This is a genomic window from Ruegeria sp. BHSB058 (genome assembly GCF_059613285.1).
Genome location: NZ_JBXWSF010000031.1, coordinates 1 through 26,191 on the forward strand (window position 1 = coordinate 1; position 26,191 = coordinate 26,191).

Here is a 26,191-nt window from a genome sequence, read left to right on the forward strand (position 1 = left end):
GTTGCGGCGCGACTTGGAAACTTTGTTCTGTTGGACAGCCATTGTCTCAACCTTTGTCTGACTGGGGCCTGCGGATCTGCCGCCGGCCGGGTTACATTCTTCGTTTTCTCGTGGCGTGACGCGCGTTTAGGGCACTGCCCTCACGATGTCCAACCCAAAATCCGATGAGCGCGCGAAAATACTGCGATTCTCGTCATGTTCAAGTGGTTTTTCTGAGCGCCTGCTATGACAGGTCTCGGGCTTTATGTCACTTGTCTTTTTTCAGCGTCTTGCGCAATTCGGCCAAACCCGCAAACGGCTTTACGTCCTCGTCTGTCATGGCTTGTTTTCCCGGTTCCGTATATACTGCTTCACCCAGATCGGCACCGTCCTTGCGAGGATATTGTGGCAAGGCCAAAGACAGCGCTTCAATCATCACAGTGTCGAGATCGATGAATGCTTCCAGTGCCTCGGTCTCGTCATCTTCGGGCATTTCGGCCTCGGCTTCGTCTGGTTCCTGCCAATCGGCCAGAAACACGCGGCGCACATCGGAATCGATGCGGGTGGTGACAGGTTCCAGAGAGATCACGCAAGGCTGGACCACGGTTGCGCCCAGCTTTGCCGAAAGAACCCAATCGCGTTTTCCTCGTGACCGAAGCTCTCCTGTAAAGCTCAGTTTACGCAAGCCCAACAGGTCCATTTCATCTCTGATGCGTTCCAGTTCAGATGCGTCGGGACGCAGGTGGAACTCCGTTGGCGTGTTTTGGGCAAGGTCGGCGACCCGAAGGGGTGTCTGGTCTCTCATCCGGGATCTTTCGTGTGTTGAACCGGCGCGTTGGTTTCTGTAATCGGATAGAAGCCGCGTGGCGCCAAGGCAAGAGGTTCTGGATGGTAAAGTTTAATGATCTGCTGACACCGGCAATCCGGGTGATCGCATTCGGGACCTGTCTGGCTGTCGCCACGGCCTGTACGCCGATATACAAGAAGCACGGTTATGCTCCGAGCCAGGCCGAACTGGCTGAACTGAAAGTTGGGGTTGATACCCGCGATAGCGTGATCGAAGCGGTCGGCGCACCGGGGGCATCCGGGGTGTTGAAGGATTCTGGGTATTATTATGTCGTGTCCCGGTTCCGTCATTATGGCCCGAAACAGCCCGAGGTTGTGTCGCGGGAGCTGGTAGCCATCACCTTTGACCAGCGAGGCGTGCTACGCAATATCGAGCGCTATACGCTGGAAGATGGGATCGTCGTGCCGCTCGAGCGTCGAGTGACCAGTTCCAGCGTGGAGGACAAGACCTTCCTGCGTCAGTTGTTAGGCAGCATCGGAAGCTTCAACCCGGCAAACGCGTTGAACTGATAATGGCCTATTGTTATGCCGATTTGCCCTTGTCGCCGCTTGCGTGACGCAGCGAATGTGCTTACGTGATCCGGGCGGCGCTGCGGGGAAGTCAACCTTGGCAGAAACGGTTTTGGTGGACAAAGGACGTTATAGGGCGCGATGTGCCTCTTCGGCTGGGGATGTCGCTGACGCACAGGCATTGCGTAGTCTTGCGTTCAAATCAAAAGTGCTGGATCAGGACGAATTCGATCAACGCTGTACACATGTCCTGATTGAGGACATGCGCGCGAACGGGCGTATCGTGTGTTGCTTCAGGATGCTGACGCTTGACTGCGGACGTGACATTCATCGCAGTTATTCCGCACAATATTATGACCTTTCGGGGTTGTACGATTTCACCGGACGTATGGTTGAAATGGGACGGTTCTGTGTACACCCCGATTGGAATGACCCTGATATTCTGCGGGTCGCATGGGGGGCGATGGCGGTTTTCGTGGACCGGTACAATGTGGAAATGCTGTTTGGGTGCTCTTCGTTTGCTGGCACTGAAACCAGGCAATACCTGGATGCGTTTGCCATGTTGAAGGACAGACACCTCGGCCCGAAACGCTGGCTACCGCGCGTCAAGTCGCCGGATGTATTCCGGTTTGCCGCGCGGCTGAGGAGGCGGCCGGATGTGAAGCAGGCGATGTTGAGGATGCCGCCAATGCTCAGGGCATATCTGGCGATGGGCGGTTGGGTTGGCGATCACGCGGTTGTGGATCGGTACATGAACACGCTGCATGTCTTTACCGGGCTTGAAATCGGCGCGATCCCTGCGTCGCGCAAGCGCTTGTTGCGTTCAGTCGCCGGGTATTTGGAACAGGAAGAAGCACAGGCCGTTGACGCGGTGAGCGCTCCGGTTTAGCTGGCGGGAATGGCGAGAATTCCTTTGTTGCAGATGTCCGGCATTTCCCTGACTTTCGGGGGTGATCCGGTTTTTTCCGATCTCGATCTGGTAATCCAGCCGGGCGACAGGGTCGCTTTGGTGGGGAGAAACGGATCGGGCAAGTCGACCCTGATGAAAGTGATGGCCGGACTGGTGGAGCCGGATTCAGGCGATATCGTTATTCCTCCAGGTAAATCAGTTGGTTACATGGAGCAGGATCCGGATATGTCGGGTTTTGCGACGCTGGGGGATTATGCATCGAGCGGGTTGGAGCCCGGCGAGTTGTACAAGGTGGAGCGCGCTGGGGAAGGGTTGAAATTCGATCCCGCCCATGCGGTAAACACCGCTTCGGGCGGTGAGCGGCGACGGGCCGCGCTGGCCAAGCTGATGGCCGAAGCCCCCGATCTGATGCTGTTGGATGAGCCGACGAACCATCTGGATATCGAGGCGATCCGATGGCTGGAAAATGAGTTGAAGGCCACTCGTGCGGCCTATGTCCTGATCTCGCACGACCGCGCATTCTTGCGTGAGCTGACGCGCGCAACCCTTTGGATAGACAGAGGAATGGTTCGTAGGCAAGAGAGGGGTTTCGAGGCTTTTGAGGCCTGGCGGGATCAAGTTTGGGAGGAAGAGGACACCGCGCGCCACAAGCTGGATCGGCTGATCAAATCCGAGGCCCGCTGGGCGGTCGAAGGCATCAGTGCGCGGCGCAAGCGAAATCAGGGACGGGTGCGGGCGCTGCAGGCGCTGAGAGCCGAACGTGCGGCTCAGATCAAGCGGCAGGGATCTGCGGCTATGTCTTTGGAATCAGGTCCGAAATCCGGTCGCAAGGTGATTGACGCCAAGGGCGTGAGCAAAAGCTTCGACGGCAAGCAGATCGTCCGCAACTTTGATTTGCTGGTCCAGCGTGGTGACCGGGTCGCGTTTGTCGGACCGAATGGTGTTGGAAAAACAACTGTTCTCAATATGTTGCTGGGGACAGTTGAGCCGGACGACGGAACGGTAGCAACAGGCACCAATCTGGAAGTGGCGGTATTCGATCAGACCCGGGCGCAACTTGATCCCGAGATGAGCCTTTGGGACAGTTTGACAGGCGATCCGGAGATGCGTGTTTCGGGCAAGGCAGACCAGGTCATGGTGCGCGGCATTCCCAAGCATGTCGTTGGTTATCTTAAAGAATTTCTGTTTGACGAACGACAGGCAAGGGCGGCTGTCAAGTCGTTGTCGGGTGGGGAAAAAGCGCGGTTGCTGCTGGCGAAACTGATGGCGAAGCCGTCGAATTTGCTGGTGCTGGACGAGCCGACGAACGATCTGGATGTGGAAACGCTGGATCTGTTGCAGGAGTTGTTGGACGACTATGACGGCACCGTCCTTCTGGTCAGCCACGACCGGGATTTTCTGGATCGGGTGGCCACCACCACGATCGCGATGGAGGGCAACGGGCGTGCCGTCGTCTATGCCGGAGGTTGGTCGGATTATATCGCGCAGCGCAGTGATGAAACTGTAAAAAAAGAAGAAAAAACAAAGGCATCAACGCCAAAGATAAAGTTGGAAGTCAAGCCGAAAGAGGGCCTGACATTCTCGGAAAAACACCGGCTTGAAAAGCTGCCAAAGGAGATCGAACGGCTGGAAGCCGAGATCGGAAAGTTGCAGGAGTTCATGTCGGATCCGGAATTGTACACCCGTGAGCCGGTCAAGTTTCAGAAGGCCACCGAGGCGCTGGTCGAGCGGCAGGCAAAGCTGGCCGCAGCCGAGGAGGAATGGCTGATGCTGGAAGAGAAGGCCGAGGCCGGTTGAGCCGGATTGTGCGAATTGTACCGGGTTTCAGACCCCGGTTGTCCAAAATGTACATATGAAAACCGGCCCGGAGCATAGCTCCGGGCCGTTTCGTCAGAACCGTTCAGCGCATCCGCAACGCGCCGTCGAGGCGAATGACCTCGCCATTGAGATAGCCCATCTCGACGATGAAGCCGGCCATGCGGCCAAACTCTTCGGGGCGGCCCAGACGCGGCGGGCAGGTGACCTCGGCGGCAAGCTGATCCTGCGCCTCTTGCGGCAGGCCCAGCAGCATCGGGGTCAGAAAGATGCCGGGCGCGATGGCCATGACGCGGATGCTGTCACGGGCAAGGTCGCGGGCCATCGGCAGGGTCATGCCGACGATGCCGCCCTTGGAGGCGGAGTAGGAGACCTGGCCTTTCTGTCCGTCAAAGGCGGCGATGGAGGCGGTATTGATGATCACGCCGCGCTCGCCGTTTTCATCCGGTTCATTCTTTGCCATTTCGGCGGCGGCGAGGCGGGCGACGTTGAAGCTGCCGATCAGGTTGATATCGATCGTCATGTCGAAGGTCTTGAGCGGCAGCGGGCCGTCCTTGCCCAGCGTCTTGCCGACGGTGCCGATCCCGGCGCAGTTCACGGCGGCGGTGATCCGCCCCATCTTGTCGACGGCATTGGCGATGGCGGCGGCGACCGACGTTTCACTGGTTACATCGGTTTCGGCGAAATGCCCGCCGATCTCGGCGGCGACATTTTGACCGCGCTCGACATCGCGGTCAAAGATGGTGACCTGCGCGCCGTTTGTGGCGAAATAGCGGGCGGTGGCCTCGCCAAGGCCCGAGGCCCCTCCGGTGACGATGACGGCGGTGGTGCTGAGCTGCATTTCTGGTTCCTCTCCCCGGATATGAACAGGTGTTCAAATAATGCAATCCTGTGTATCTGTCCACCTCTCATGCGGCCAGGCGTGTTGGAGTATCCGGGTCGCAGGGGGCAAGGCGGTTGAGTGTTCATTCAGCAGATCGCGGCGAAGGGGTGTATTTGGCCAATTTTCGCAACCGGTGCATAATGCCCGCCGTTTGGGATCGGAAACCAGTTCGAGGGGGGAAACTCGATGGATGCATTATGGCATACGCCGCAGATCAGGATTGACGAGAAATGCCGGACTGCCTGGGTTCAGGTTGGGGATGGTTTGTTGAGGCAGCATGACAAGTTCAAAAAGGAAAACGACAGGCTGATCAAACTGGTCGAGGACATGCGCAAGGCTGAACAGGCCTATTTGCAGGCCGAAGCGAAAATGCGGAATCAGCTGCAGCTGGTCATGAAGACGGCAGAAAAGAGCGCGCGCGTGGCGGCGCAGCTGCGGTCCAAGGACCTGAAGAACTGCAAGGTGGCAAAATCGAACTCGTTGATCGAGCGTTACATGGAAAAGAGCGTTGCAGGATTTGAAAAGCAGTTGAGCGACTGGATCAAGGCGCACAAGAAAGTGCTGGGCATGCCGAATGCCAAGCAGCGCCTGCCAATGCGGTGATTTTGCACCGGCCCCGGCCAAGACAGGGTTGGCCGCAGCAATTCGTGGGCGCAGGCCACGCGCCGGGCCGGCGGCTGCCTGATCCAGCTTTGCGATTTCTTTCCGGGCATCGAAAGAACGCCAATTTGAAACCGGGTTGGGTATTGTCGGGGAACTGTTGGTCGAATCACGGGGGAATTCATGCTCAGACTTGTTATCACTTTGGGTGTTTTGACTGCTTTGAGCAGTCCTGTGATGGCCGATGGGTTTCTGGACAAGGTCAAGAAGGGGGCAGAGAATACAGCGGATGCCGTGGGGCGCGGGGCCAAGAAGGCCGGAAAAGCGCTGGAAAAGGGAGCGGAGGCCGTCGGTGACACGGTCGACTCGACCGCCGAACTGGTCACGAACGAAGCCACGCCGGAGGAGACGCGCGCGAAGCTCGACGCGATGGCGGACGACATTCTGGCAAGGCTCCTGACCGAGAATGCAGATGCGGCCCAGCTGTTCGAAATCAGCGAGGGATATGCGGCGTTCGACACGCGCAAGGTGACCGTGTTCCCGGTATCTGCCGGTTACGGGCGCGGCGTTGCGGTGTCCAGGCTTGATGCCCGGCGGACGTATATGAACATGGGAACCGGCGGTGTTGGCGCTTCGTTGGGGATCGGTGGTTTCAAGACCCAGTTCGTCATCCTGTTCGAAACGCAGGCGGATTTCGACAAGTTCGTGACCGAGGGATACGACGCGACAGCGGAAACCGGGGCGATGTTCGGCGACGACACCACTCAGGAAGCGGCCAGATTCGTCGATGGCCGGACGTTTTTCGTGCTCAGCAAGAAGGGGTGGCGCGTCGCGGCGAGCGCGTCTGGCACGAAATACTGGAAATCGCCGGAACTGAACTAGGGGTCAGGCCGAGCAGCTGGCCCCGCCCAGAACGCAGAACTTGGCGCAATGGGGATGGTTCAGATGTACGTCCGCCTCGGCGTCTTCCAGCGTGGAGCCCAATTCGAATTCCGGCGAATAGGGCAGCAGGGTGCAGGCCAGAACAGCCGGTTTCGACGCCCCTTTGCGTTTGACCACCATACGCGAGGTTGCGCACATCACGTCGGTTGGCGCCTTGTTCAGAATGCCCCAGCAGGCCGTTGTGATTTCGGGCACTTCGACGGTTTCATCCATTTCGGGAAACAGCACGGTCTGGCCGGGGTCGTTGGCGTCGATGTCCATGCCGTGTTCCTTGAAGAAAGAAGCATAGCCCTGGCGGCTTTCGGCGTCTGTCTCGCCCCAGACGGTGCGGCCCGCGATGGTCATCCGAATCCCGTTGTCACGCAGCCATTTCATGCCTTCGAGTGTTCTGTCAAAACTGCCTGTGCCGCGTTCGGTGTCGTGCAGTTCCGGTCGGGGGTGATCAAGCGAGATGCGCAATGTCAGGGGGTCTCCGAAATCCTGTTTGAGGCGGATCAGCCCGTCGCGCATTTTCGGGCGCATCATCGGCTGCATGGCGTTTGTCAGAATCAAGACCTCGAATCCCCGCTCCAGCGAAGCGCGGGCCATGTCGATGATTTGCGGATTCATGAATGGTTCGCCGCCGGTGAAGCCGATTTCGCGGATCGGCCAGTTGCGGGCTGCAATCTGGTCGAGGTACTCGCGCACTTCTGCGGCGGTGATATAGACCAGCGCGTCATTGGTGGGGCTGCTGTCGATGTAACAATTGGCGCATTCGATGTTGCACAGGGTTCCGGTATTGAACCACAGGGTCCGGGGGTCGCTCAGGCGGACGGACGCGCGGGTTTGTCCGTCGGCTGTCACGTATCTGTCCTGGAACTTGCCCAGGTTTGCTTTGTGCAACACGTTGTCTTTCATACCCACATCCGGCTGTTGAACTTGTCGGTTCGTTCTAGCCTGACGCGGGAAGAAAGTTAAAGTAGGCCATCAGGTGCTGACAGAGTTTTGATTTGAAGAGAGCAGGGTTATGATTGCGCTAACATTGGACAGGCAACCAGATCGACGTTAAGGACAAGTTATGGTTTCACGCGTTATTCCGGTTGATCCGTTCGACCTCGTAATTTTTGGCGGTACGGGCGATCTTGCCCGGCGCAAGATCCTTCCGGCGTTGTTTCGGCGCTTTTGTGCGGGGCAATGGCCGCATGATGTGCTGCTTTTGGGGGCTGCGCGCAGCGATCTTGACGATGAAGGCTATCGCGAACTTGTCGGAGGATTCCTGAAAGACCACGCCGGGGAGCGGGCGAAAGACGGGCAGGCCCTGCAGGCATTCCTGGCACGTGTCGGATATGTGCGAATCGAGGCGCAGGGATCGGAAGGATGGAGGGAGCTTGCCCAGCGCCTGTCGCCGGACAGGGTTCGGGCCTTTTATTTCTCGGTCGGGCCGCGCCTGTTCGGCGCGCTGGCCGAGCGGATCGAAGCGCATGGCATGGTCACCGACCAAACGCGGATCGTGGTCGAGAAGCCGTTCGGCCATGACCTTGCCAGTGCCCGGGATTTGAACAGGACATTGGCGGGTCATTTCCAGGAACGGCAGATTTACCGGATCGACCATTATCTGGGGAAGGAAACGGTTCAGAACCTGATGGCGGTGCGGTTCGGCAACATGCTGTTCGAGCCGCTGTGGAACAGCCAATACGTGGATCACATTCAGATTACCGTTGCTGAAACGGTCGGTGTGGACGGGCGCGAAGAGTATTACGACCGCGCCGGCGCGATGCGGGACATGATGCAGAACCACCTGATGCAGCTTTTGTGCCTGATCGCGATGGAGCCGCCCGCCAAGTTCGATCCTGACGCGGTTCGGGACGAAAAGCTCAAGGTGATCCGCGCGCTTGATCCGGTCTTGCCGCATCACATCGTGCGAGGGCAGTTTGCGACCGCACAAGGGCTGACCGGATATCGGGATGTGGTGGGAAATCCGCGTTCCAGCACGGAAAGTTATGTCGCGCTGCGCACGCATATCAGCAATTGGCGATGGGCGGGTACGCCATTTTATCTGCGCACGGGCAAACGGTTGGTGGCCCGGTCTTCGGTCATCAACGTGATGTTCAAGGATGCGCCGCATTCAATCTTTGGCGAAGAGGCCGGACGCCACGCGAATGTTCTGTCGATCCGGTTGCAGCCCAACGAAGGCATTACGCTGAAGGTAACGATCAAGGAGCCGGGGCAGGGTGGTATGCGTCTGGTGGACGTTCCGCTGGACATGAGTTTCGCCGAAGCGCTGGGGCCTGAAAACCAGGATCCGCCCGATGCTTATGAAAGGTTGATCATGGATGTGGTTCGTGGCAACCAGACGTTGTTCATGCGCGGTGACGAGGTCGAGGCCGCCTGGGCCTGGACCGATCCGATCATCGCGGGATGGGAGGCGCGAAATGATGTGCCCAAACCCTATGATTGTGGCAGTATCGGGCCGGGTGACGCCGAACTGTTGATGAAACGCGACGGTCGTCGCTGGCAGGGGATCAAGCCATGAAAATTCAGGAATATGCGGATCGGGATTTGCTGGCGATGGATGTGGCGAACATGCTGGCCGGTGAGCTTGAGGCTGTATTGTTTCACGAAGAAACGGCGTCATTTGCCGTACCCGGAGGTACCACGCCGGGGCCGATATTCGACAGTCTGTGCGCGGCGGATATCGAGTGGGACAGGGTGCATGTTCTGCCAACCGACGAGCGCTGCGTGCCCGAAGATCACGAACGCTCGAACGCACGGCTGATCAAGGAACGTCTGCTGGTGAACCGCGCGTCGTCGGCGCGCTTTTTGCCGTTATACGTGCCGGGTTCCGAGCCAGAGGATGTACTGACCGACATTGAGGCCATGCTTGCGCCGGAATTGCCGCTGTCGGTTCTGGTGTTGGGAATGGGCGAGGACATGCACACGGCTTCTCTGTTTCCGGGAATGCCGGGGCTGATGGACGCGATGGGCGACCACGCGCCAGTGCTGGCCGTGGCGCGCCCGCAGACCCAGCCCGAAACCAGGATCACGCTGACCGGACCGGTCCTGGACGGGGCGTTGTCCAAACATCTGGTCATCTATGGGGCGGAAAAACGCGAGGCCCTGGAACGGGCGATGTCGCTTCCTCCCGAAGACGCCCCGATTACCGCGGTGCTTCGCGGTGCGACCATTCACTGGGCAGCGTGAGAGCGGTGATGTTCGATGAATTGAAAGGTGTCGCCGCACATTCGCGGGACCGGAAAATCCTGGATCTGTTCGAGGCCGATCCGAACCGTGCCGAACGGTTTTCCGTCGCTGCCGGCGATCTGTTGTTCGACTATTCCAAGACACAGATCAACGAGGATGTCCGCAAGCGTCTTTTGGCGCTGTGTGATACGGTAAGACTGGCCGAGCGCCGCGAGGCGATGTTTTCGGGGGCAGCCATCAACGAAACCGAAGGCCGCGCGGTCTTGCACACGGCGTTGCGCAACCTCGACGGCGGCCCGGTCGTGGTGGATGGGCAGGACGTGATGCCGGATGTTCTGGAAACCCTGCAGCGCATGCGGGTGTTTGCCGAAAAGATACGTGGCGGCGCGTTGCGAGGGGCGGGGGGCAGTTTCACCGACGTCGTGAACATCGGCATCGGCGGGTCGGATCTTGGGCCGGTCATGGCGACGGCGGCCCTGTCTGTGTATCATGACGGGCCGAGGATGCATTTCGTGTCGAATGTGGATGGCGCGCATATCGCGGATACGCTGCGCCCGTTGGATCCCGCGCGCACATTGGTGATCGTGGCGTCGAAGACCTTTACGACCATCGAGACCATGACGAATGCCCGTACGGCACGGGCCTGGATGACGGAAGGCGGCGGCGATCCGGCCCTGCAGTTTGCGGCCGTTTCCTCCGCTGCGGATCGGACCGAAGCCTTTGGCATTCCGTCCGGGCAGGTATTCGGTTTCGCGGATTGGGTTGGCGGGCGATACTCGGTCTGGGGGCCTATCGGTCTTCCGGTGTTGATTGCCGTCGGATCCCAGGCGTTCGACGCCTTTTTGCGCGGGGCCCAGGCGATGGACCTGCATTTCCGATCGGCGGACTGGCACGAGAACATGCCGGTGATGCTGGCCCTGGCCGGCGTTTGGCATCGTCAGGTTCTGGGTCACCCCAGCCGTGCGGTTCTGCCTTATGATCAGAGGCTTTTGCGTCTGCCGGCCTATCTGCAGCAGTTGGAGATGGAATCGAACGGAAAGTCCGTCGCCATGGACGGTACCGCCTTGCCGTTCCCGTCGGGGCCGATTGTCTGGGGAGAGCCGGGTACGAACGGCCAGCACGCGTTTTACCAGTTGATCCATCAGGGCACGGACGTGATCCCCTGCGAATTCATGGTCGCGGCCGAGGGGCATGAACCGGAACTGAGACATCATCACAGGCTGTTGCTGGTCAACTGCCTGGCGCAATCCGAAGCATTGATGCGCGGTCGTTCGCTGGAGGAGGCGCGGTCGAGGATGGCGGAAGCGGGGTTGACCGGGGCGGAACTGGAACGTCAGGCGCGGCATCGCGTTTTTTCTGGCAACCGCCCGTCGACAACTTTGATGTATCCAAAGCTGACACCCTATGTCCTGGGCCAGATCATCGCTCTTTATGAACACCGCGTCTTTGTCGAGGGTATCATTCTCGGGATCAATTCCTTTGATCAATGGGGTGTCGAGTTGGGCAAGGAGCTGGCCACATCGCTGGGGCCGATCGTCGATGGTGAGGCTGCCGCCGATGGCAAGGACGGCTCGACCGCGGCGCTGGTTGCCTATGCACTTCGGCACCGGGACTGAGGCGGCGGGAGCGACCGGGCTGGCTGATCCAATCTAAGCGGTTGTCTTGGCATCGATTGATTGGCACTGTTCCACGCAGGAGGGCGTGTGCCCCGGTGTGTCTTGCCGGGACCACGGGACAGGGATGTCAGGCAGGGGCGGAGTGAATACCGCCCTGCCGAAGGGGAGGATTTTGCATGCTTGGACAGATGATGACGCAGCCGTTGCTGATCTCGTCCTTGATCGACCACGCGGAACGATATCACGGGACGACCGAGATCTGGTCTGTCGAGACCACGGGCGGTGTCACGCAGTCAAGTTGGGGTGAGGTTGCTGTCAACGCCCATCGTCTGGGGTCGGCCCTGACGCGTCTTGGGCTGGAACCGCAGGACAGGGTGGCAACGATCGCCTGGAACAATCGCCGCCATCTGGAGGCCTATTTCGCGGCGTCCAGCGCTGGGTTTGTCTGTCACACGATCAATCCCCGCCTGTTCCCCGAGCAGCTGGTGTACATCATCAACCATGCCGAAGACCGCGTGGTATTCTTTGATGCGACCTTTGTACCGCTCATCGCGGCGCTGCACGACAAGCTGACCGAAGTGCGCCATTTCATACTGATGGGGCCGCGCGACCGGAACGCCGCCGATCAGATACCGGGGCTTTTGTTTTATGACGAGTTCATCGAAACCGGGGATGCCGGTTTCGAATGGCCCAGTTTCGATGAAAACACCGCGTCAAGCCTTTGTTATACATCGGGAACCACCGGGCATCCGAAAGGTGTCTTGTATTCCCACCGGTCAACCGTGCTGCACAGCTTTGCGTCGAACACTCGGGATGTGATCGGATACTCGGCGATGGACACGGTGCTGCCCGTGGTGCCGATGTTCCATGTAAATGCCTGGGGGTCGCCTTATGCCTGCGCGATGTCCGGTTCGCGCATGGTTCTGCCGGGGCCGAACCTGACCGGTGAGGCGCTTGTCGAATTGATCGATACATATGAGGTGACAACCTCGCTGGGCGTGCCGACGATCTGGCAGGGATTGCTGGCCGCTGCCGCGAAATCGGGCAGCAGGCTGGGCAGCCTGAAAAGAACCATCATTGGCGGGTCGGCTTGCCCGCCGTCGATGATTGCGACATTCCGGGACCAATACGGGGTGGATACGGTTCACGCCTGGGGCATGACCGAAATGAGCCCGCTGGGAAGCGCCAACATACCGCTGGCCAAGCACCGGGATCTGCCGATCGACGAACAATACCGGCTGCGCGAAAGCCAGGGGCGCCCGCCATTCGGGGTCGATCTGAAGATCGTCGATGATGACGGCAATGACCTTGCGCATGACGGTGTGACACAGGGCGACCTTATGGTGCGCGGGCACTGGGTGCTGGACAGCTATTTCCACATGGAAGATCAGGAAATTCTGCAGGATGGCTGGTTTGCCACCGGAGATGTGGCGACAATCGACGCAGACGGGTACATGACCATTCGCGACCGGTCGAAGGACATCATCAAATCCGGCGGGGAATGGATCAGTTCGGTGGAGCTGGAAAATATCGCCGTGGCCCATCCCAAGCTTGCCACTGCGGCGGTTGTTGGTGTGAAACACCCGAAATGGGACGAACGCCCGCTGTTGGTCGCGGTGAAAGCCGAAGGCGAAGACCCGACCGAGCAAGAGCTTTTGGCCTATTTCGAAGGCAAGATCGCCAGTTGGCAGATTCCGGACAAGGCGGTGTTTGTCGATGCCTTGCCGCTGAATGCCACCGGCAAGGTTCTGAAACGCAAGCTCCGCGATGAATTCGGAGATGTTTTGTTGCGGTAGACAGCCTGTGTCACGCGGTGGCTGTCAGGCCGTGACCAGATGGAGCGGTGAATATGGAAACCGTGGGAAAAACAGCAGTTGTAACAGGGGCCGGACGCGGCATCGGTCGCAGTCTTGTGCAGGCTTTGTCAAAAGCCGGCATGAACCTTGTTCTGGTCGGACATAACGGTGCGGCCCTTGAAGAGACCGCATCCGGTCTTGCAGGCAAATCCATTTGCGTCGTCGCGGATGTTTCAAAGCTGGAAGATGTTCAGCGTGCAGCAGACGAGACGATACGCGCGTTTGGTGCTGTTCATTTGCTTTGCAACAACGCTGGTGTGGGACCGTTCGCGTCTGTGCAAGAAACGACGATGGCGGAATGGGAGTGGGTTCTGTCCGTCAATTTGTGGGGTGTTATTAACGGGATACAGGTTTTCCTGCCAGTGTTCGAGGCCCAGAACGAAGGCCACATTCTTGCAACTGCATCCGAGTCGGGATTGTATGGCGTGCCGTTTCTGGCGGCGTATAACACATCAAAGTTTGCCGTTGTCGGCCTGATGCAGTCTTTGGAAAGAGATTTGCGGGCGTCCGGTTCGAAGGTCACTTCGTCGGTTCTGTGTCCCGGTGCGACACGCTCTCATATTTTGGCCGGAGAACGCCCGGACTACACGCACAGGCCTGCTCCGGTTTCAGAGAAAACCAGTGCATTCAGGGAAATGGTGGGTGAAGCGATTGAGGCTGGAATCCCTGACGACGGACACCTAGATGCCGTAGGGAGCGGTTCAACCAGAGATCGCTTCACATAACACCGGATCGTGACGTTGATGATTTGTTGCCGCGGCGACGAACATCCATGGGTTGCGAAATTCCGGACGCTGCGACGAACTGACAGCGCCCAGCGGCATTGAGTTATTCCAACGCCGCCTGACATTGGTTTTGGAACACTGTCTGGGCGTCAAAGTCAAAAAAATGATAGTGCATTTTCATCATCAACTTCAAATCCTCACTTAACTTAGGGATACCACCTGTGTAATCTAGAGAATATTTATCAAAAACTGAGCCATAACCTTCCGGATCACCTGTAAGACCTGTCGAATTGAAAACCTCCTCCAGAACGCATCTTGGAATTCGTTTTTTTGGCACATCTGGCCCTACAGCCAAGAGAGCAAGTGTGATGTCTTTGTTCTTGAAGTAGACCCTAGCAAAGCACCAATCAGTTTTACTGCTCATTACGTCGTACCGTTCTAGAGGGTAAAATGCCCCCGTTCGGCGAATGTAACGGTCAACTTGGTCATCCAGAAAAAAAACAACCATGTTGCCAAACGAATCTTGGGGATTACCCGAAGCGTCAAACGGCAACTGAGTGTTCAGTTCTAAACCAGTAGCTTCACTAAAATCTTCACCAAACACCTGCAACGTATCATCGATATCTTGCAGAATCGGGGTGTTCAGAATTTCTCCTAAAAAGAGCGTAGCGCGAATGTTTTCCTGCCACTTCCCGGGATCGGAGCTACACTCGTTACCTCGGCCGCTTTTGATGCAAGCTTCAGCAGTTGCCCGCATATAGTCATAGTCCGCTCGAAAATCTGGACGCTCCAGTATTTCGCATTCAGACTTGGAAAAAGAAAATGAGCCAGCCATTGCGGGAAGAAGGTTAATCGCTGTAGACGCAACGAAAACCCGTACGATACTTTGAAGCTTCATTGTATTTGTAGATCGGCTAAGGAACACTATTGACTTAATCCCTCGAAATCTGCGCCTGGCATTAAAACACCAGATCGCATGTTAGTGACCTCTCACGTTAGACAAACCCAACTTGTGCTCGGACGCAATCCTATACCACTCGGGTTTAGAGTTCTCCGTCCTTTCTCAACCAAGACACTGTGACGAAAAACTCGGATGAAACTTAAAGAATGTCTGGTGTGTCAAAGCAACACTAAGGCGTATCCATGATTCTATGGGCCCGGACGCAGTGGCCGAATGTGTTCTCGATGGAATGAGACGGAAACATTTCTGGCATTTTTCACATGATCACGTCCCGCAAACGGCATTCAAGCAAGCCCAGGACATGGTGGAAAGTCGTCAATTGTCCGAGCTGTAGAATGAGAGTGAACAGGCCCCGGAACGTGAGGCCATGCTGACAGGTTCAAGATGGATGCCGTTTCGGTTTTCAGGTTTTGGGAAATGTCTGGGGCTCAGGCTCTGCAATACACCCAGACGTTGCCGGTTTTTCCATGTCAGCTTAATTGCCTCAGCGGCTCCGTATTAAGAGTGGGCGATAGTGCGTTGAAAGTAGAGAGAAATATCAAGGAGCCTTGGAGCGGGTAACGGGAATCGAACCCGTAACTTAAGCTTGGGAAGCTCGCGTGATACCTTTTCACCATACCCGCGCTCTGTGATTTCGAGATATTCAATCGGCGGTGGTCCGTCAAGCGGTGGAACGCAGGGTGCGGCGGTTCCTTTTGTGCCGGGAGGTGCGCCCGGTGTGGTTACCCGGGTCTGGCCGAAAATCTCAGCGACAGGCAGGACATGCCGCCGTCAAGCCGGGCGCAATCACGGTTGTCGATCTCGACCACCTCAAAGCCTTGGCGGTCCAGCATCTCGGCGGTGCGGGGAAAGCCTGCGGGGAAGAGGACCAGATTGTTGAAACGGATCGCATTGGCCGCGGCTTCTTCGCCGTCGGCGGTATGAAGAACCCGGTACCCGTCGAAACAGCCCGATGCGTCCAGCCGCCGTGTCGAAAGCACGGTTTCCGCATCCATCAGCGAGCAATCGGTCTTGAAATGCAAGACACCTTTTGGCGTAAACACTTCGCGCAGGCTGTGCCCCCAGCCGGACACGATGTCGCGCAGTTCCCGAACCCCGGCTTCGTCGGTGCGGGCGGACCGGCCAACCAGAATCTCGCGGCCGGTTACGAGAATGTCGCCGCCTTCGATGAATCCGGGCCCTTTGATCTCGTGGATGTCGTCAAAGCATTCGGTCAGGGCAGGGGCCATTTCGGCAACTTCCCCCAGACGGGAGGGGGCGCCGGGACGCATCAGGACCGCGCCTTGCGGAAGGCACAGGGCCGTGTCCTCGACAAACACCGAGTCGGGGAATGCATCCAGTGGCTCCAGCTCGATCACCGTCGCGCCGGTGCTTTTCAGGGCGGTCACATAGGTGGCGTGTGCCGCCAGCATCGATGCGAGGTCCGGTGTGCCGGTGTCTTCGGCCCTGAGACCGTTGACGACGCTTGCGGACGGGCGGCGGGTGATTGCATGGGTGAATTCGAAGGAAGGGTTGTTCATCATCTGTGTTCCGTGGGTCATGCGGCGTCGCGCCCCAGTTTTTTGGCGTAGGCGATCATGCGGTCGATTGCCGTGGTGAATGTGTCGTCATCGATGGTCAGGGCAACCCTGATCCAGCCGTCGAGCGATGCGCCGAAAGAGGAGCCGGGCATCACGGCAACGCCTGCCTTGTCCAGCAGGTCAAGGGCAAAGGTTTTCCCGTCCAGTCCGGTCGCGGCCACGTTGACCATCGCGAACATTCCGGCCTGCGGTTCATGAACGATCAGGCTGGTATCATGGTTCAGACGATCTGCCAGCAGGGCGGCGCGCGCTGCGAACCGCTCGCGCATGCCGGAGGCGACAGCTGAGCCTTCGCGGACGGCCAGTTCGGTCATATCGGCAATGAACGGCTGGTTTCCGAACAGAATGGTTTCCGAGACCGGCAGCAGCGCGTCGCAGAACGCCGCCGGCGCCACGCACCAGCCGCTGCGAAACCCGGGTGCGGCGTGGGATTTGGATATCGATGACACGGCAATGACCCGGTCGGCCAGGTCCGGCGAGGACAGCGGCGAAACAAAAGCCTGCCCCGGAAAGACGAGGTCCTGGTAGACTTCGTCGGAAATCAGCCACAGGTCGTGCTTTTTTGCCAGATCACCTATGGCGCTGATGTCGGAGGCGGTCAGAATTGCGCCTGTCGGATTGTGGGGCGTGGTCAGCAGAATGGCGCGGGTGCGCGGCGTGATACGCGCAGCGATGTCTTTGGCCTGCATCCGAAAGCCGGTTTCGGCTTGCAGCGGAACGGCAACCATGTCCGCGCCCGTGGCGCGGATCACGGCCTCATACGTGGCATACATCGGGTCGCCGACCAGAACTTCGTCCCCGTGTTCGGCGACGCCCATCAGCACGGCAAAAAGCGCGGTCTGGGTTCCCGGAAAGCACAGGATGTTCTCGGGGCTGAAAGGGCGGGCGTGCGTTTGGCTGTACCTTTCGGCCAAGGCCCGGCGCAGTCCGGCCTCGCCGCGGCCATCGGAATAGCCGGTTCTTCCGCGGCGCATGGCGCGGTCTGCGGCATCGATCAATGCGGTGGGCGTCGGAACATCCGGTTCACCGATGGTCATTTCGATGACATCCAGCCCCTGATCACGCATCTCGCGGGCTTTTTGATGGACGTCCCATTTGGCGCCACCGAGCCCTGCCAGACGCGTTGTAATTGCAGCGGTTTTCATTGTCGTACTTTCATTGTTCAAGCTTCAACCCGATAATGGCGCCGACCGATTCAAGGCCGATACCGACCAGTTCCTCGGTGTCGAAAATGTCGGGCAGTGCGCCGCCCTCCATCCACAGCCCGTCGATGACCGCGTTGCAGGCCGTCGCGAGGTGGTGCAGCCGCCTTGGCGTTTCGTTCCGACCGTTTTCCCTGAGCGCGGCACAAATCAGATCTTCGAGGCGGTTTCGGAACTTGTCATAGGTGCGTTCGTGCGTGGCCTTCATCTGCGCGTCGTTTTTCACCTTGTTGAGAAAGCTGGCCCACAAGGCGATCGAACGCGGGTCGACCACAGGCGGGCTGAGCGCGGCGCGAACGAATATCGCCAGACGGTCTGTTGCGGACCCGCTGAATTCGGCGGCCGGGGCGAAGGTGAGATCCGTCATCCGATCCATATGGTGCCCGTAGGCGGCAACGATCAGGTCATCCTTTGATGAAAAGTAATGCCGGATCAGGCCTTGCGTGACATCGCCCCGTTCCGCGATTTCGCGCACCGTCGCACCCCTGACGCCGTTTTCCGCCACAAGTTCGAGCGCGGCCTCGATCAACGCAATCTTGCGTTGCTCGGGCGTTTCACGCGTAAACTTTCGGCGTTCTTCGGGCATGCGCTGTTCCGTCTTGATGACCGACGTAATTATACGCTTGCATAATTACTGGTGTTGCGGCTTACTACAAGCGGAAAAGCGGGGAAGCCGTACCATGCCAGAAACCTTGGCCGTTGACAGGGCAGCGATTGCCGAGACCTCGGAAGAGGCCATTCGTGTCGATGATTTGCACAAATCTTTCGGCAGTCTCGAGGTTCTGAAAGGCGTTTCCCTGACCGCCAACAAGGGCGACGTGGTGGCCATTATCGGCGGCAGCGGGTCGGGGAAGTCGACCATGCTGAGATGTATCAACTTTCTGGAAACGCCGTCATCGGGAACAATCGTCATCGGGGGCGAAACCGTCGAGATGCGCGCCGATGGCAGCCCGGCGAACAGGCGTCAGATCGAGCGTATCCGGACGCGGCTTGCGATGGTGTTTCAGCAATTCAATCTTTGGACGCACCGGACACTGTTGGAAAACGTGATCGAAGTGCCGGTCCATGTCTTGAAAGTACCGCGGGCCGAGGCGACACGACGCGCGCACGAGCTGTTGGAGCGGGTTGGCCTGGGCGACAAGGCGGATGTTTTCCCCTCGTTCCTGTCGGGCGGACAGCAGCAACGCGCCGCGATTGCCCGCGCGCTGGCCGTCGATCCCAGCGTGATGTTGTTCGACGAGCCGACCTCTGCGCTAGATCCCGAACTGGTCGGAGAAGTGCTGACGGTGATCAGGGATCTGGCCGCCGAGGGCCGCACGATGCTTTTGGTGACGCACGAGATGAAGTTCGCGCGCGAGGTCGCCGATCATGTGGTCTATCTTTATCAGGGCCGCATCGAGGAGCAGGGACCGCCTGCCGAGGTGTTCGGCAACCCAAAATCGGACCGTCTGAAACAGTTTCTGAAATCAGTGCATTGACTGAAAAAAATGGGCCGCAGGCCTGACAACAGGGAGACCACAATGAAAACCAGACTTATGCTTGCCGCCGCGGCACTTGCTGTCGCAACAGGGGCCGCTTCTGCCGAACAGGTCAAGATCGGCGTTGCGGCGGAACCTTATCCGCCCTTCGCCTCGCTGGATTCCTCTGGCAACTGGGTCGGGTGGGAGATCGACGTGATCAACGCCGTCTGCACGGCAGCTGAACTTGATTGCGTCATCACGCCCGTTGCCTGGGATGGCATCATCCCGTCGCTGACCGGCCAGCAGATCGACGCCATCATGGCTTCGATGTCGATCACCGAAGAGCGGATGAAAACCATCGATTTCTCCGACCCCTATTACAACACGCCGGCGGTCATCGTTGCGGACAAGGCGTTGGACATTCAGCCGACGCCGGAGTCTTTGGCTGGGAAAATCGTCGGGATTCAGGCGTCGACCATCCACCAGGCCTATGCCCAGGAGTATTTCAAGGACTCCGAGCTGCGCGTCTATCAGACACAGGACGAGGCCAATCAGGATCTGGTTGCAGGTCGTATCGATGCCACCCAGGCTGACAGCATCGCAATGGCGGATTTCGTGGGAACCGATGCGGGCGGGTGCTGTGAGATCAAGGGTGCGGTTGCCAATGACGAGAGCATTCTCGGCAAGGGTGTTGGTGCGGGTGTGCGCAAAGGCGACGACGCGTTGCGCGAATCCTTGAACAAGGGGATTGCGGCAATCCTGGCCGACGGCACTCATGACAAGATCACCGGGAACTATTTCACGACCAGTATCTACAGCAACTAAGGGTCGGTCTTGGAAACGATCCTGGCATCGCTTGGTCTGGCGGAGAGCGCGCAACTGTTGTCGCTGTCTCCGCCGGGCTGGGGTGCGAACCTGTTGCGCGGTCTCGCCAATTCGCTGCAGATCGCTTTCGGGGCCTATGGCCTGGGTCTGGTGATCGGACTGTTCGGGGCTTATGGAAAACTATATGGCGGGCCGGTCCTGCGGGATCTGCTCGCCATCTATACGACGGTGATCCGGGCGGTTCCGGAACTGGTTCTGATCCTGATCCTCTATTACGTCGGTTCGGACCTGATCAACAAGGCGGCCGCGATGATGGGCTATGGCCGGGTCGAGATCAGCGGCGTGCTGGCCGGTATCTGGGTGCTGGGCATTGTTCAGGGCGCATATTCCACCGAGGTTTTGCGTGGGGCCATTAAGGCGGTTCCGCCGGGACAGATCGAGGCGGCCAGGTCGTTTGGCATGCCCGCATTCATGATCATGAGGCGCGTGACGATTCCGGCGATGATGTCCTTTGCCACGCCGGGGTTGGCGAACCTGTGGCTTATTGCGACCAAGGATACCGCGCTTTTGGCGATTGTCGGGTTTTCCGAGCTTACCCTGGAGACACGGCAGGCGGCCAGCAGCACACGCGCCTATTTCACCTTTTTCATGGCGGCAGGGGCACTGTATCTGACGATCACCCTGTGTTCGGGTGCGGTGTTCGGCTGGGTTGAGAAATGGGCGCGGCGTGGTCAGCCCTCACTGAAAGGCGGCGCAAAATGATCGACCTGCGCGCGCTGCTGCAACCGCACCGTTTGGTTCTTATGGGTCTTTTTGCGCTGTTCGTGCTGTGGTGCGCCCTGACGTTGCGGTGGGATTGGATTCCGAAATACATGCCGCTGGCGCTTGAGGGGCTTTGGCGCACGATCTGGATTTTGGTGGTGACGACGGTGCTGGGGTTCTTGCTTGCGGTGCCGCTGGGTTTGGCGCAGGCCATTGGCCCGTGGTATCTGGCCGCGCCTGCACGGATCTTTTGCACGATTATCCGGGGTACGCCGCTGCTGTTGCAAATCTGGCTGCTGTACTATGGGCTTGGCTCGCTGTTTCCCCAGTATCCCTGGATCAGGGGGAGCGAGCTGTGGCCATATCTGCGTCAGGCCTGGCCCTATGCGGTTCTGGCGCTGACCCTGTCCTATGCCGGATACGAGGGAGAGGTCATGCGCGGCGCTTTCGCCGGGGTCGGCAAGGGTCAGTTGGAGGCCGCCAAGTCCTTTGGGATGCCTCGATTTACCATGTTCCGCCGTATCTGGCTGCCGCTGGCGGTCAGAAACGTCTTGCCGACGCTGGGCGGTGAAACGATCCTGCAGCTCAAGGCGACGCCGCTGGTTGCCACGATTACCGTGATCGAAATCTATGCGGTTTCCTCGCGCGTGCGGGCGGATACGTTCATCGTCTATGAACCGCTTTTGTTGCTGGCGGCGGTTTACATGGTCATTGCGGGCATCATCGCGTTGTTCTTCCGGTGGCTTGAAGCAAGGGTGCCGACCTGAAGCCGGGGAAGGTGGGCCAATTGTCTGCCGCGACAATGCCGGACCGCCTTTTCAGGCGGTCTGCAAAATCTCAGTTGGATCGGATAGCCAGGCAGCAGGAGGCGAAGGGTTTTCGCTGTCCTCATCGTTTTCGTGGAGGCACGCCACCGAAAATAATTGATTATTTGGTCAAAAAATGCACGCTTATCAAAAAACAGGAGAGGAAAATGAGAATACGTAAAGTCACTCGAAGGGTGATGCTTGCAGCGTTTGTTGCCGCCTCGACCCTCCTAACCGCCGGAACCGCAGTCGCCGACAAAGTGAAGGTGGCCGCAATCTATACGCTTCCCGTGGAACAGCAGTGGATCAGCCGCATACACAAGGCATTGAACACTGCGGCCGAACGCGGGGACATCGAATATTTGTTTTCGGAAAACGTCGCAAATACGGATTATGAAAGGGTCATGCGCGAGTATGCCGAGCAGGGGCAGCAACTGATCGTTGGTGAAGTCTTTGGTCTGGAACGCGCCGCGCGGAAGGTGGCGAAGGACTATCCCGACACCGCGTTCCTGATGGGGTCTTCCTTTGGTCCGGTTGCTCCGAACTTTTCTGTCTTTGACAACTGGATTCACGAACCATCCTATCTGACCGGCATGGTTGCCGGTTCCGCAACGGAAAGCAATGTCATCGGTATGGTCGGGGGTTATGCCATTCCCGAAGTGAACCGATTGATGCATGCGTTCATGGAAGGCGCGCGGGAAACCAACCCGGACGTCAAGTTCATCGTGAATTTCATAGACAGCTGGTACGACCCGCCCAAGGCCAAGGAAAGCGCTTTTGCGATGATGGATGCAGGGGCCGACATCATGTATGCCGAACGCTTTGGCGTGTCGGACGCTGCGGTCGAACGCGGGGTCAAGGCGGTCGGAAACGTGATCGACACCTCGCAGGATTATCCGGGGACGATCATGGCCTCGGCGCTCTGGCACATGGAGCCCACCATTGACAAAGCGATTGCCAACGTATCCGCCGGATCGTTCGAAGCTGCTGATTATGGCCAGTTCAGCTTTATGGCCTATGGCGGCGGTTCGCTGGTGTTGGATGAAAACCTGGTCTCGGGAGACGTGATCGATGCCGTGAACGCGCGCGAAACCGAGATCCTGGACGGGCTGTTCCGTGTCAACGTGAACGATGCCCGCCCGGTTTCCGACAACTGATTTCATGGGGGCCGGCGAAACCGCCGGCCCTTGTTTTCCAATGACAGAGACCACGGTTCTCAGGCTTGCCGGGCTGTGCAAGCGGTTCGGCCCGGTAGTGGCCAACGATGATGTCAGCCTGACCTTGAAGCGCGGCGAGGTGCTGGCGCTTCTAGGGGAAAACGGCGCGGGCAAAACCACGCTGATGAACATGCTGTTCGGACATTACCTGCCGGACGCGGGCACGGTTGAAGTGGCAGACAGCGGCGGAACGCTGCGCGCTCTGCCGCTTGGTCACCCGCAGGCCGCGCTTGAGGCGGGTGTCGGCATGGTGCATCAGCATTTCACTCTGGCCGAAAACATAAACGCCCTGGACAATATCACGCTGGGGTCGGAACCCTTGCTCAGATTGCGCCGGAACCGGCAAGCCGCGCGCCGGAAAATCGAAGACATCATAACGCAAAGTGGTCTCAGCGCGCCTTTGGATGTGCCCGTTGGTCGCCTTTCCGTGGGCGAGCGGCAAAGGGTCGAGATACTCAAGGCGCTCTATCGGGATGCGCGCATTCTGGTTCTGGACGAACCCACCGCCGTGCTGACCCCACAGGAAGCGGATGCGCTTTTCGAAAATATCAAGCTGATGACCAAGGAAGGTCTGGCCGTCATTTTCATCAGCCACAAGCTGCGGGAAGTGCTGTCTTTTTCTGACAGGATTGCGGTCCTGCGACATGGGCGGAAAGTCGGGGAAATGGCCACATCCGAGGCGGACGAAAAGGCCATTGCGGGCATGATGGTTGGTGCCGATACACCGAAGGTCGCCCGGGTGCAGATGGCTCCCGGCGCGCCTGTCCTGTCGATCGAGGGCGTTTCGGTCGCGGGCCGTTCGCAACGCGACACGTTGAAAAATGCGACTCTGACCGTGCATGCGCACGAAATCCTTGGCATTGCTGGTATTTCGGGAAACGGTCAGGGCGCGCTGGCCAATGTGATCTCGGGCCTTGTCCGGCCAATAGAAGGCTCCATTCGCGTGAACGGGGAAGAGATTGCCAAACCCAGCCCTGCCGTCATGATACGGTCCGGCGTCGGGCGCATTCCCGAAGACCGCCATCACGAAGGGATCGTGGGGGCGATGACGGTGGCGGAAAATCTGGTGATCGAACGGCTGGACGATCCCGAAATTCAATCTGGTGGTCTTTTGCGCAAGGACACAATTAGGGGAAATGCCGAGAAGCTGTCCAAAGCCTATGACGTGCGCGGTCCGGGGGTCGATGTCGCGTCACGCCTGCTGTCCGGCGGCAACATCCAGAAACTGATCCTGGCGCGCGTCTTTGATCGAGCACCGCGTCTGATCCTTGCCAATCAGCCGACGCGTGGCCTTGATATGGGGGCTGCGGCCGAAGTCGGGCGACGGCTTTTGGAGGCCCGCGAACGCGGTGCGGGTGTCGTGCTGATATCTGAGGATCTGGACGAAATTCTGGGCCTTGCGGATCGCATCATGGTTATCCGTGACGGAACCCTTGTGACTGCCGCCAGCCATGACCGGGAAAGGATTGGTCTGATGATGGCAGGAGAGACGGCATGATACGGATCGAGCCACGGGAAAACCCGTCCCGCTTGTATGCGGTGGGTATTCCGATCTTGTCGGCGGCGGTGTCATTGGCTTTCGCGGCGATCCCCTTGATGGCTGCGGGCGCCAATCCGATCGTCGCTTATGGGGAAATGATCAAGGGCGTCTTTGGATCAGTCTTTGCGATTTCCGAGGTGCTGACACGCGCCACGCCTTTGATTTTCACCGGCTTGGCGGCGGCACTCGCCTTTCGCGCAAAACTCTGGAATATCGGGGCCGAGGGGCAGCTTTACCTTGGCGCCATGGCGGCTGTCGCCATCGGATCGGGGGCAGTCGATCTTCCCGGTGTCTTTCTTGTACCGCTGATCATTGTATTGGGCGCAGCTGCGGGAGCGGTCGGCATGGCCGGGCCGACCTTTCTGAAGGTGCGTTTCGGGGCAGATGAGGTTGTGACGACCCTGCTGTTGAATTTCATCATTCTGATCTTTCTTCAGATGATGCTGGAAGGCCCATTGCAGGACCCGATGGGGCTTGGCTGGCCGCAATCGGCACCGGTGCTGGATCAGGGCATGCTGCCGCCGCTGGTGGATCGCATGCGGGTTCATTCCGGGCTGTTGCTGGCACTGGTGCTGGCGGCCATCGCGCAATTCATGCTGGCGCGTTCGGTTTGGGGGTTCAAGCTTCGGGCTGTCGGCGAGAATGCCGCCGCCGCCCGGCATGCCGGCATCAACGTGAACCGCTCGCTGTTTGGCGTTGCGGTCATTTCCGGCGGATTGGCCGGGTTGGCCGGCGTCAGCGAGGTTGCCGGTCTGAAAGGGTATGTGACGTCCGATCTGTCTCCGGGCTTTGGGTATACCGGTATCGTGGTCGCCATGCTGGCGGGGCTGTCGCCTGCGGGCGTGGTGGTTGCGGCCATTTTCATCGCTTCGGTTTTCGTTGGAGCGGATTCCATGAGCCGCGCGTTGGGTGTGTCGTCCTTTCTTGCCGATCTCGTGGTGTCGGTCGCACTGTTGTGTGTTCTTGTCGGAGGCTTCATCGCCAGATACCGGGTCGTTCGCACCCATTCCGGGAGCGCGCGGACATGATGGATCTTCTGACCATTCTTGTGAGCGAAAGCTTCTGGGCGGCGTCGCTGCGGATTGCCACGCCGCTGATCTTTGGTGTTCTGGGGGCGTTGATCTGCGAACGCTCTGGCGTTCTCAACCTCGGGATCGAGGGTATTTTCGTGATCGGCGCCATGAGTGGCTGGATGGCCGTGTGGTTGGGGGCGGGGTTGTGGGGGGGCGTTCTGGTGGCCGCGCTGGCAGGCGCTTTCTTTGGCCTGATGCACGCGATACTGACCGTTCCCCTGGGGTTGTCACAGCACGTCTCGGGCCTTGGGATTACGCTGTTTGCCACGTCGGTCAGTTACTTTTCCTATCGCACGGCATTGCCGAATGTTTCTTCTCCTCCGAGGATCGAGCCTTTCCGGGCCATCGAGCTGCCTGTCCTGTCAGACCTGCCATTCATCGGGCCGGTTCTGTTTCAGCAGACCGCATTGACCTGGCTTGCGCTTTTGATGGTGGCGGTTGTTTGGTACGTCATGAACCGCACGGCCCTGGGGGTCGCCATTCAGGCGGTCGGAGACAACCCCGACAGCGTCGATGCGCAGGGGTTGTCCGTCTATGGGCTGAGGATCGGGGCCATTGTTGCGGGGTCCGCGCTGATGGCGCTTGGCGGCGCATTCCTGACGATGAGCGCGTTTGACGCCTTTTTCTTTGGCATGGTCAACGGGCGCGGCTGGGTTTGCATCGCGCTGGTTATCTTTGCAAGCTGGCGACCGGGAAAGGCGCTGTTTGGCGCATTGCTGTTCGGGGCGTTCGATGCATTGCAGGTGCGTTTGCAAACGGAAATGGGCGCCCTGGTGCCCGGCCAGGTTTTCCTGATGGCCCCATATATCCTGTCAATCATCGCGCTTGTGATTGCCGCTCGCTCGGCGGACTATCCCCGCGCGTTGTTGACCCCGTGGTTCAAGGGGCAGAGGTAGGAGATGA

25 protein-coding genes and 1 tRNA gene are annotated in these 26,191 nt (G+C 58.8%); 18 read left to right on the top strand and 8 right to left on the bottom strand.

Annotation, left to right across the window (positions count from 1 at the left end):
- Nucleotides 1-247: 247 nt before the first annotated feature.
- Nucleotides 248-784 carry a YceD family protein gene (locus tag AC2FNB_RS09985; RefSeq protein WP_480749962.1) on the bottom strand — a complete coding sequence of 179 codons (537 nt, stop codon included), beginning with the start codon at nt 782-784 and terminating at the stop codon, nt 248-250.
- Nucleotides 785-867: 83 nt separating this feature from the next.
- Here AC2FNB_RS09985 and AC2FNB_RS09990 point away from each other — a divergent pair, with 83 nt between their 5' ends.
- Genes AC2FNB_RS09990 through AC2FNB_RS10000 form a run of 3 tightly spaced genes read left to right on the top strand, consistent with a single transcriptional unit; the run spans nt 868 to nt 4,042 of the window.
- Nucleotides 868-1,335: an outer membrane protein assembly factor BamE gene (locus tag AC2FNB_RS09990; protein WP_480749963.1), complete on the top strand. Its 468-nt coding sequence runs from the start codon at nt 868-870 to the stop codon at nt 1,333-1,335.
- 55 nt (nt 1,336-1,390) lie between these two features.
- Nucleotides 1,391-2,224, top strand: a complete 834-nt coding sequence (locus AC2FNB_RS09995) for a GNAT family N-acetyltransferase (protein WP_496746036.1) — start codon at nt 1,391-1,393, stop codon at nt 2,222-2,224.
- 9 nt (nt 2,225-2,233) lie between these two features.
- Nucleotides 2,234-4,042 (top strand): ABC-F family ATP-binding cassette domain-containing protein, encoded by a 1,809-nt coding sequence (locus tag AC2FNB_RS10000; protein ID WP_496746037.1) that lies wholly within the window; start codon nt 2,234-2,236, stop codon nt 4,040-4,042.
- A 103-nt stretch (nt 4,043-4,145) separates the two neighbouring features.
- Here the strand turns inward: AC2FNB_RS10000 and AC2FNB_RS10005 are convergent, their stop codons facing one another.
- Nucleotides 4,146-4,901, bottom strand: a complete 756-nt coding sequence (locus tag AC2FNB_RS10005; RefSeq protein WP_496746038.1) for an SDR family NAD(P)-dependent oxidoreductase — start codon at nt 4,899-4,901, stop codon at nt 4,146-4,148.
- Between the two features lie 228 nt (nt 4,902-5,129).
- On the opposite strand from AC2FNB_RS10005, the gene AC2FNB_RS10010 reads away from it, so the two are divergent.
- Together AC2FNB_RS10010 and AC2FNB_RS10015 are read left to right on the top strand one after the other, a co-directional pair.
- Nucleotides 5,130-5,546 (top strand): hypothetical protein, encoded by a 417-nt coding sequence (locus AC2FNB_RS10010; RefSeq protein WP_480749967.1) that lies wholly within the window; start codon nt 5,130-5,132, stop codon nt 5,544-5,546.
- 180 nt (nt 5,547-5,726) lie between these two features.
- A complete protein-coding gene (locus AC2FNB_RS10015) occupies nt 5,727-6,425 on the top strand; it encodes a lipid-binding SYLF domain-containing protein (protein WP_480749968.1) in 699 nt (232 codons plus the stop codon).
- 3 nt (nt 6,426-6,428) lie between these two features.
- Here AC2FNB_RS10015 and AC2FNB_RS10020 read toward each other — a convergent pair whose 3' ends face one another.
- Nucleotides 6,429-7,382 (bottom strand): radical SAM protein, encoded by a 954-nt coding sequence (locus AC2FNB_RS10020; RefSeq protein WP_496746040.1) that lies wholly within the window; start codon nt 7,380-7,382, stop codon nt 6,429-6,431.
- Nucleotides 7,383-7,542: 160 nt separating this feature from the next.
- Between AC2FNB_RS10020 and zwf the strand changes: the two genes are divergently transcribed.
- From zwf to AC2FNB_RS10045, 5 genes are all read left to right on the top strand, one after another.
- Entirely contained in the window at nt 7,543-8,997 is a 1,455-nt protein-coding gene (zwf, locus tag AC2FNB_RS10025; protein WP_496746042.1) for a glucose-6-phosphate dehydrogenase, read from the top strand.
- Nucleotides 8,994-9,665, top strand: a complete 672-nt coding sequence (gene pgl / locus AC2FNB_RS10030; RefSeq protein WP_480749971.1) for a 6-phosphogluconolactonase — start codon at nt 8,994-8,996, stop codon at nt 9,663-9,665. Before zwf ends, pgl begins: the two co-directional genes overlap by 4 nt.
- An 8-nt stretch (nt 9,666-9,673) precedes the next feature.
- Nucleotides 9,674-11,281, top strand: coding sequence for a glucose-6-phosphate isomerase (pgi, locus tag AC2FNB_RS10035; protein ID WP_496746044.1), 1,608 nt, complete (start codon nt 9,674-9,676; stop codon nt 11,279-11,281).
- 176 nt (nt 11,282-11,457) lie between these two features.
- Complete coding sequence (locus AC2FNB_RS10040; protein WP_496746046.1) at nt 11,458-13,077, top strand: long-chain-fatty-acid--CoA ligase; 1,620 nt, start codon at nt 11,458-11,460, stop codon at nt 13,075-13,077.
- Nucleotides 13,078-13,130: 53 nt separating this feature from the next.
- Nucleotides 13,131-13,862: an SDR family oxidoreductase gene (locus AC2FNB_RS10045; RefSeq protein ID WP_496746047.1), complete on the top strand. Its 732-nt coding sequence runs from the start codon at nt 13,131-13,133 to the stop codon at nt 13,860-13,862.
- 103 nt (nt 13,863-13,965) lie between these two features.
- Here AC2FNB_RS10045 and AC2FNB_RS10050 read toward each other — a convergent pair whose 3' ends face one another.
- The 5 genes from AC2FNB_RS10050 to AC2FNB_RS10070 form a co-directional block, all read right to left on the bottom strand.
- The gene (locus AC2FNB_RS10050) at nt 13,966-14,760 is read right to left on the bottom strand and encodes a hypothetical protein (protein ID WP_496746049.1); all 795 of its coding nucleotides are present in this window, start codon (nt 14,758-14,760) and stop codon (nt 13,966-13,968) included.
- A 612-nt stretch (nt 14,761-15,372) separates the two neighbouring features.
- Nucleotides 15,373-15,446, bottom strand: a tRNA-Gly gene (locus AC2FNB_RS10055).
- Between the two features lie 99 nt (nt 15,447-15,545).
- Complete coding sequence (locus AC2FNB_RS10060) at nt 15,546-16,343, bottom strand: dimethylarginine dimethylaminohydrolase family protein (protein ID WP_496746051.1); 798 nt, start codon at nt 16,341-16,343, stop codon at nt 15,546-15,548.
- Nucleotides 16,344-16,360: 17 nt separating this feature from the next.
- Nucleotides 16,361-17,548, bottom strand: a complete 1,188-nt coding sequence (locus tag AC2FNB_RS10065) for a pyridoxal phosphate-dependent aminotransferase (protein ID WP_496746053.1) — start codon at nt 17,546-17,548, stop codon at nt 16,361-16,363.
- A 10-nt stretch (nt 17,549-17,558) separates the two neighbouring features.
- Nucleotides 17,559-18,191 carry a TetR/AcrR family transcriptional regulator gene (locus AC2FNB_RS10070; protein ID WP_496746055.1) on the bottom strand — a complete coding sequence of 211 codons (633 nt, stop codon included), beginning with the start codon at nt 18,189-18,191 and terminating at the stop codon, nt 17,559-17,561.
- 94 nt (nt 18,192-18,285) lie between these two features.
- Between AC2FNB_RS10070 and AC2FNB_RS10075 the strand changes: the two genes are divergently transcribed.
- The 8 genes from AC2FNB_RS10075 to AC2FNB_RS10110 all read left to right on the top strand — a co-directional run bounded on the left by AC2FNB_RS10075 (nt 18,286) and on the right by AC2FNB_RS10110 (nt 26,184).
- Complete coding sequence (locus AC2FNB_RS10075; protein ID WP_480749977.1) at nt 18,286-19,083, top strand: ABC transporter ATP-binding protein; 798 nt, start codon at nt 18,286-18,288, stop codon at nt 19,081-19,083.
- Between the two features lie 42 nt (nt 19,084-19,125).
- Entirely contained in the window at nt 19,126-19,890 is a 765-nt protein-coding gene (locus tag AC2FNB_RS10080) for a transporter substrate-binding domain-containing protein (RefSeq protein WP_496746056.1), read from the top strand.
- Nucleotides 19,891-19,899: 9 nt separating this feature from the next.
- Complete coding sequence (locus AC2FNB_RS10085; protein WP_480749979.1) at nt 19,900-20,652, top strand: ABC transporter permease; 753 nt, start codon at nt 19,900-19,902, stop codon at nt 20,650-20,652.
- The gene (locus AC2FNB_RS10090) at nt 20,649-21,419 is read left to right on the top strand and encodes an ABC transporter permease (RefSeq protein WP_480749980.1); all 771 of its coding nucleotides are present in this window, start codon (nt 20,649-20,651) and stop codon (nt 21,417-21,419) included. Before AC2FNB_RS10085 ends, AC2FNB_RS10090 begins: the two co-directional genes overlap by 4 nt.
- 206 nt (nt 21,420-21,625) lie before the next feature.
- The gene (locus AC2FNB_RS10095) at nt 21,626-22,615 is read left to right on the top strand and encodes a BMP family protein (protein WP_496746058.1); all 990 of its coding nucleotides are present in this window, start codon (nt 21,626-21,628) and stop codon (nt 22,613-22,615) included.
- A 40-nt stretch (nt 22,616-22,655) separates the two neighbouring features.
- Nucleotides 22,656-24,173 carry an ABC transporter ATP-binding protein gene (locus AC2FNB_RS10100; protein ID WP_496746060.1) on the top strand — a complete coding sequence of 506 codons (1,518 nt, stop codon included), beginning with the start codon at nt 22,656-22,658 and terminating at the stop codon, nt 24,171-24,173.
- Nucleotides 24,173-25,243 carry an ABC transporter permease gene (locus tag AC2FNB_RS10105; RefSeq protein ID WP_496746086.1) on the top strand — a complete coding sequence of 357 codons (1,071 nt, stop codon included), beginning with the start codon at nt 24,173-24,175 and terminating at the stop codon, nt 25,241-25,243. The genes AC2FNB_RS10100 and AC2FNB_RS10105 overlap by 1 nt, the downstream gene beginning before the upstream one ends.
- Nucleotides 25,243-26,184 (top strand): ABC transporter permease, encoded by a 942-nt coding sequence (locus AC2FNB_RS10110; protein WP_496746088.1) that lies wholly within the window; start codon nt 25,243-25,245, stop codon nt 26,182-26,184. The genes AC2FNB_RS10105 and AC2FNB_RS10110 overlap by 1 nt, the downstream gene beginning before the upstream one ends.
- The last annotated feature ends 7 nt before the right edge of the window (nt 26,185-26,191 follow it).

Coding starts and splice junctions, on each gene's coding strand:
- AC2FNB_RS09985 (WP_480749962.1), bottom strand. CDS start 784: ATGAGAGACCAGACACCCCTTCGGGTCGCCGACCTTGCCCAAAACACG.
- AC2FNB_RS09990 (WP_480749963.1), top strand. CDS start 868: ATGGTAAAGTTTAATGATCTGCTGACACCGGCAATCCGGGTGATCGCA.
- AC2FNB_RS09995 (WP_496746036.1), top strand. CDS start 1,391: ATGTGCTTACGTGATCCGGGCGGCGCTGCGGGGAAGTCAACCTTGGCA.
- AC2FNB_RS10000 (WP_496746037.1), top strand. CDS start 2,234: ATGGCGAGAATTCCTTTGTTGCAGATGTCCGGCATTTCCCTGACTTTC.
- AC2FNB_RS10005 (WP_496746038.1), bottom strand. CDS start 4,901: ATGCAGCTCAGCACCACCGCCGTCATCGTCACCGGAGGGGCCTCGGGC.
- AC2FNB_RS10010 (WP_480749967.1), top strand. CDS start 5,130: ATGGATGCATTATGGCATACGCCGCAGATCAGGATTGACGAGAAATGC.
- AC2FNB_RS10015 (WP_480749968.1), top strand. CDS start 5,727: ATGCTCAGACTTGTTATCACTTTGGGTGTTTTGACTGCTTTGAGCAGT.
- AC2FNB_RS10020 (WP_496746040.1), bottom strand. CDS start 7,382: ATGAAAGACAACGTGTTGCACAAAGCAAACCTGGGCAAGTTCCAGGAC.
- zwf (WP_496746042.1), top strand. CDS start 7,543: ATGGTTTCACGCGTTATTCCGGTTGATCCGTTCGACCTCGTAATTTTT.
- pgl (WP_480749971.1), top strand. CDS start 8,994: ATGAAAATTCAGGAATATGCGGATCGGGATTTGCTGGCGATGGATGTG.
- pgi (WP_496746044.1), top strand. CDS start 9,674: ATGTTCGATGAATTGAAAGGTGTCGCCGCACATTCGCGGGACCGGAAA.
- AC2FNB_RS10040 (WP_496746046.1), top strand. CDS start 11,458: ATGCTTGGACAGATGATGACGCAGCCGTTGCTGATCTCGTCCTTGATC.
- AC2FNB_RS10045 (WP_496746047.1), top strand. CDS start 13,131: ATGGAAACCGTGGGAAAAACAGCAGTTGTAACAGGGGCCGGACGCGGC.
- AC2FNB_RS10050 (WP_496746049.1), bottom strand. CDS start 14,760: ATGAAGCTTCAAAGTATCGTACGGGTTTTCGTTGCGTCTACAGCGATT.
- AC2FNB_RS10060 (WP_496746051.1), bottom strand. CDS start 16,343: ATGAACAACCCTTCCTTCGAATTCACCCATGCAATCACCCGCCGCCCG.
- AC2FNB_RS10065 (WP_496746053.1), bottom strand. CDS start 17,548: ATGAAAACCGCTGCAATTACAACGCGTCTGGCAGGGCTCGGTGGCGCC.
- AC2FNB_RS10070 (WP_496746055.1), bottom strand. CDS start 18,191: ATGCCCGAAGAACGCCGAAAGTTTACGCGTGAAACGCCCGAGCAACGC.
- AC2FNB_RS10075 (WP_480749977.1), top strand. CDS start 18,286: ATGCCAGAAACCTTGGCCGTTGACAGGGCAGCGATTGCCGAGACCTCG.
- AC2FNB_RS10080 (WP_496746056.1), top strand. CDS start 19,126: ATGAAAACCAGACTTATGCTTGCCGCCGCGGCACTTGCTGTCGCAACA.
- AC2FNB_RS10090 (WP_480749980.1), top strand. CDS start 20,649: ATGATCGACCTGCGCGCGCTGCTGCAACCGCACCGTTTGGTTCTTATG.
- AC2FNB_RS10095 (WP_496746058.1), top strand. CDS start 21,626: ATGAGAATACGTAAAGTCACTCGAAGGGTGATGCTTGCAGCGTTTGTT.
- AC2FNB_RS10100 (WP_496746060.1), top strand. CDS start 22,656: ATGACAGAGACCACGGTTCTCAGGCTTGCCGGGCTGTGCAAGCGGTTC.
- AC2FNB_RS10110 (WP_496746088.1), top strand. CDS start 25,243: ATGGATCTTCTGACCATTCTTGTGAGCGAAAGCTTCTGGGCGGCGTCG.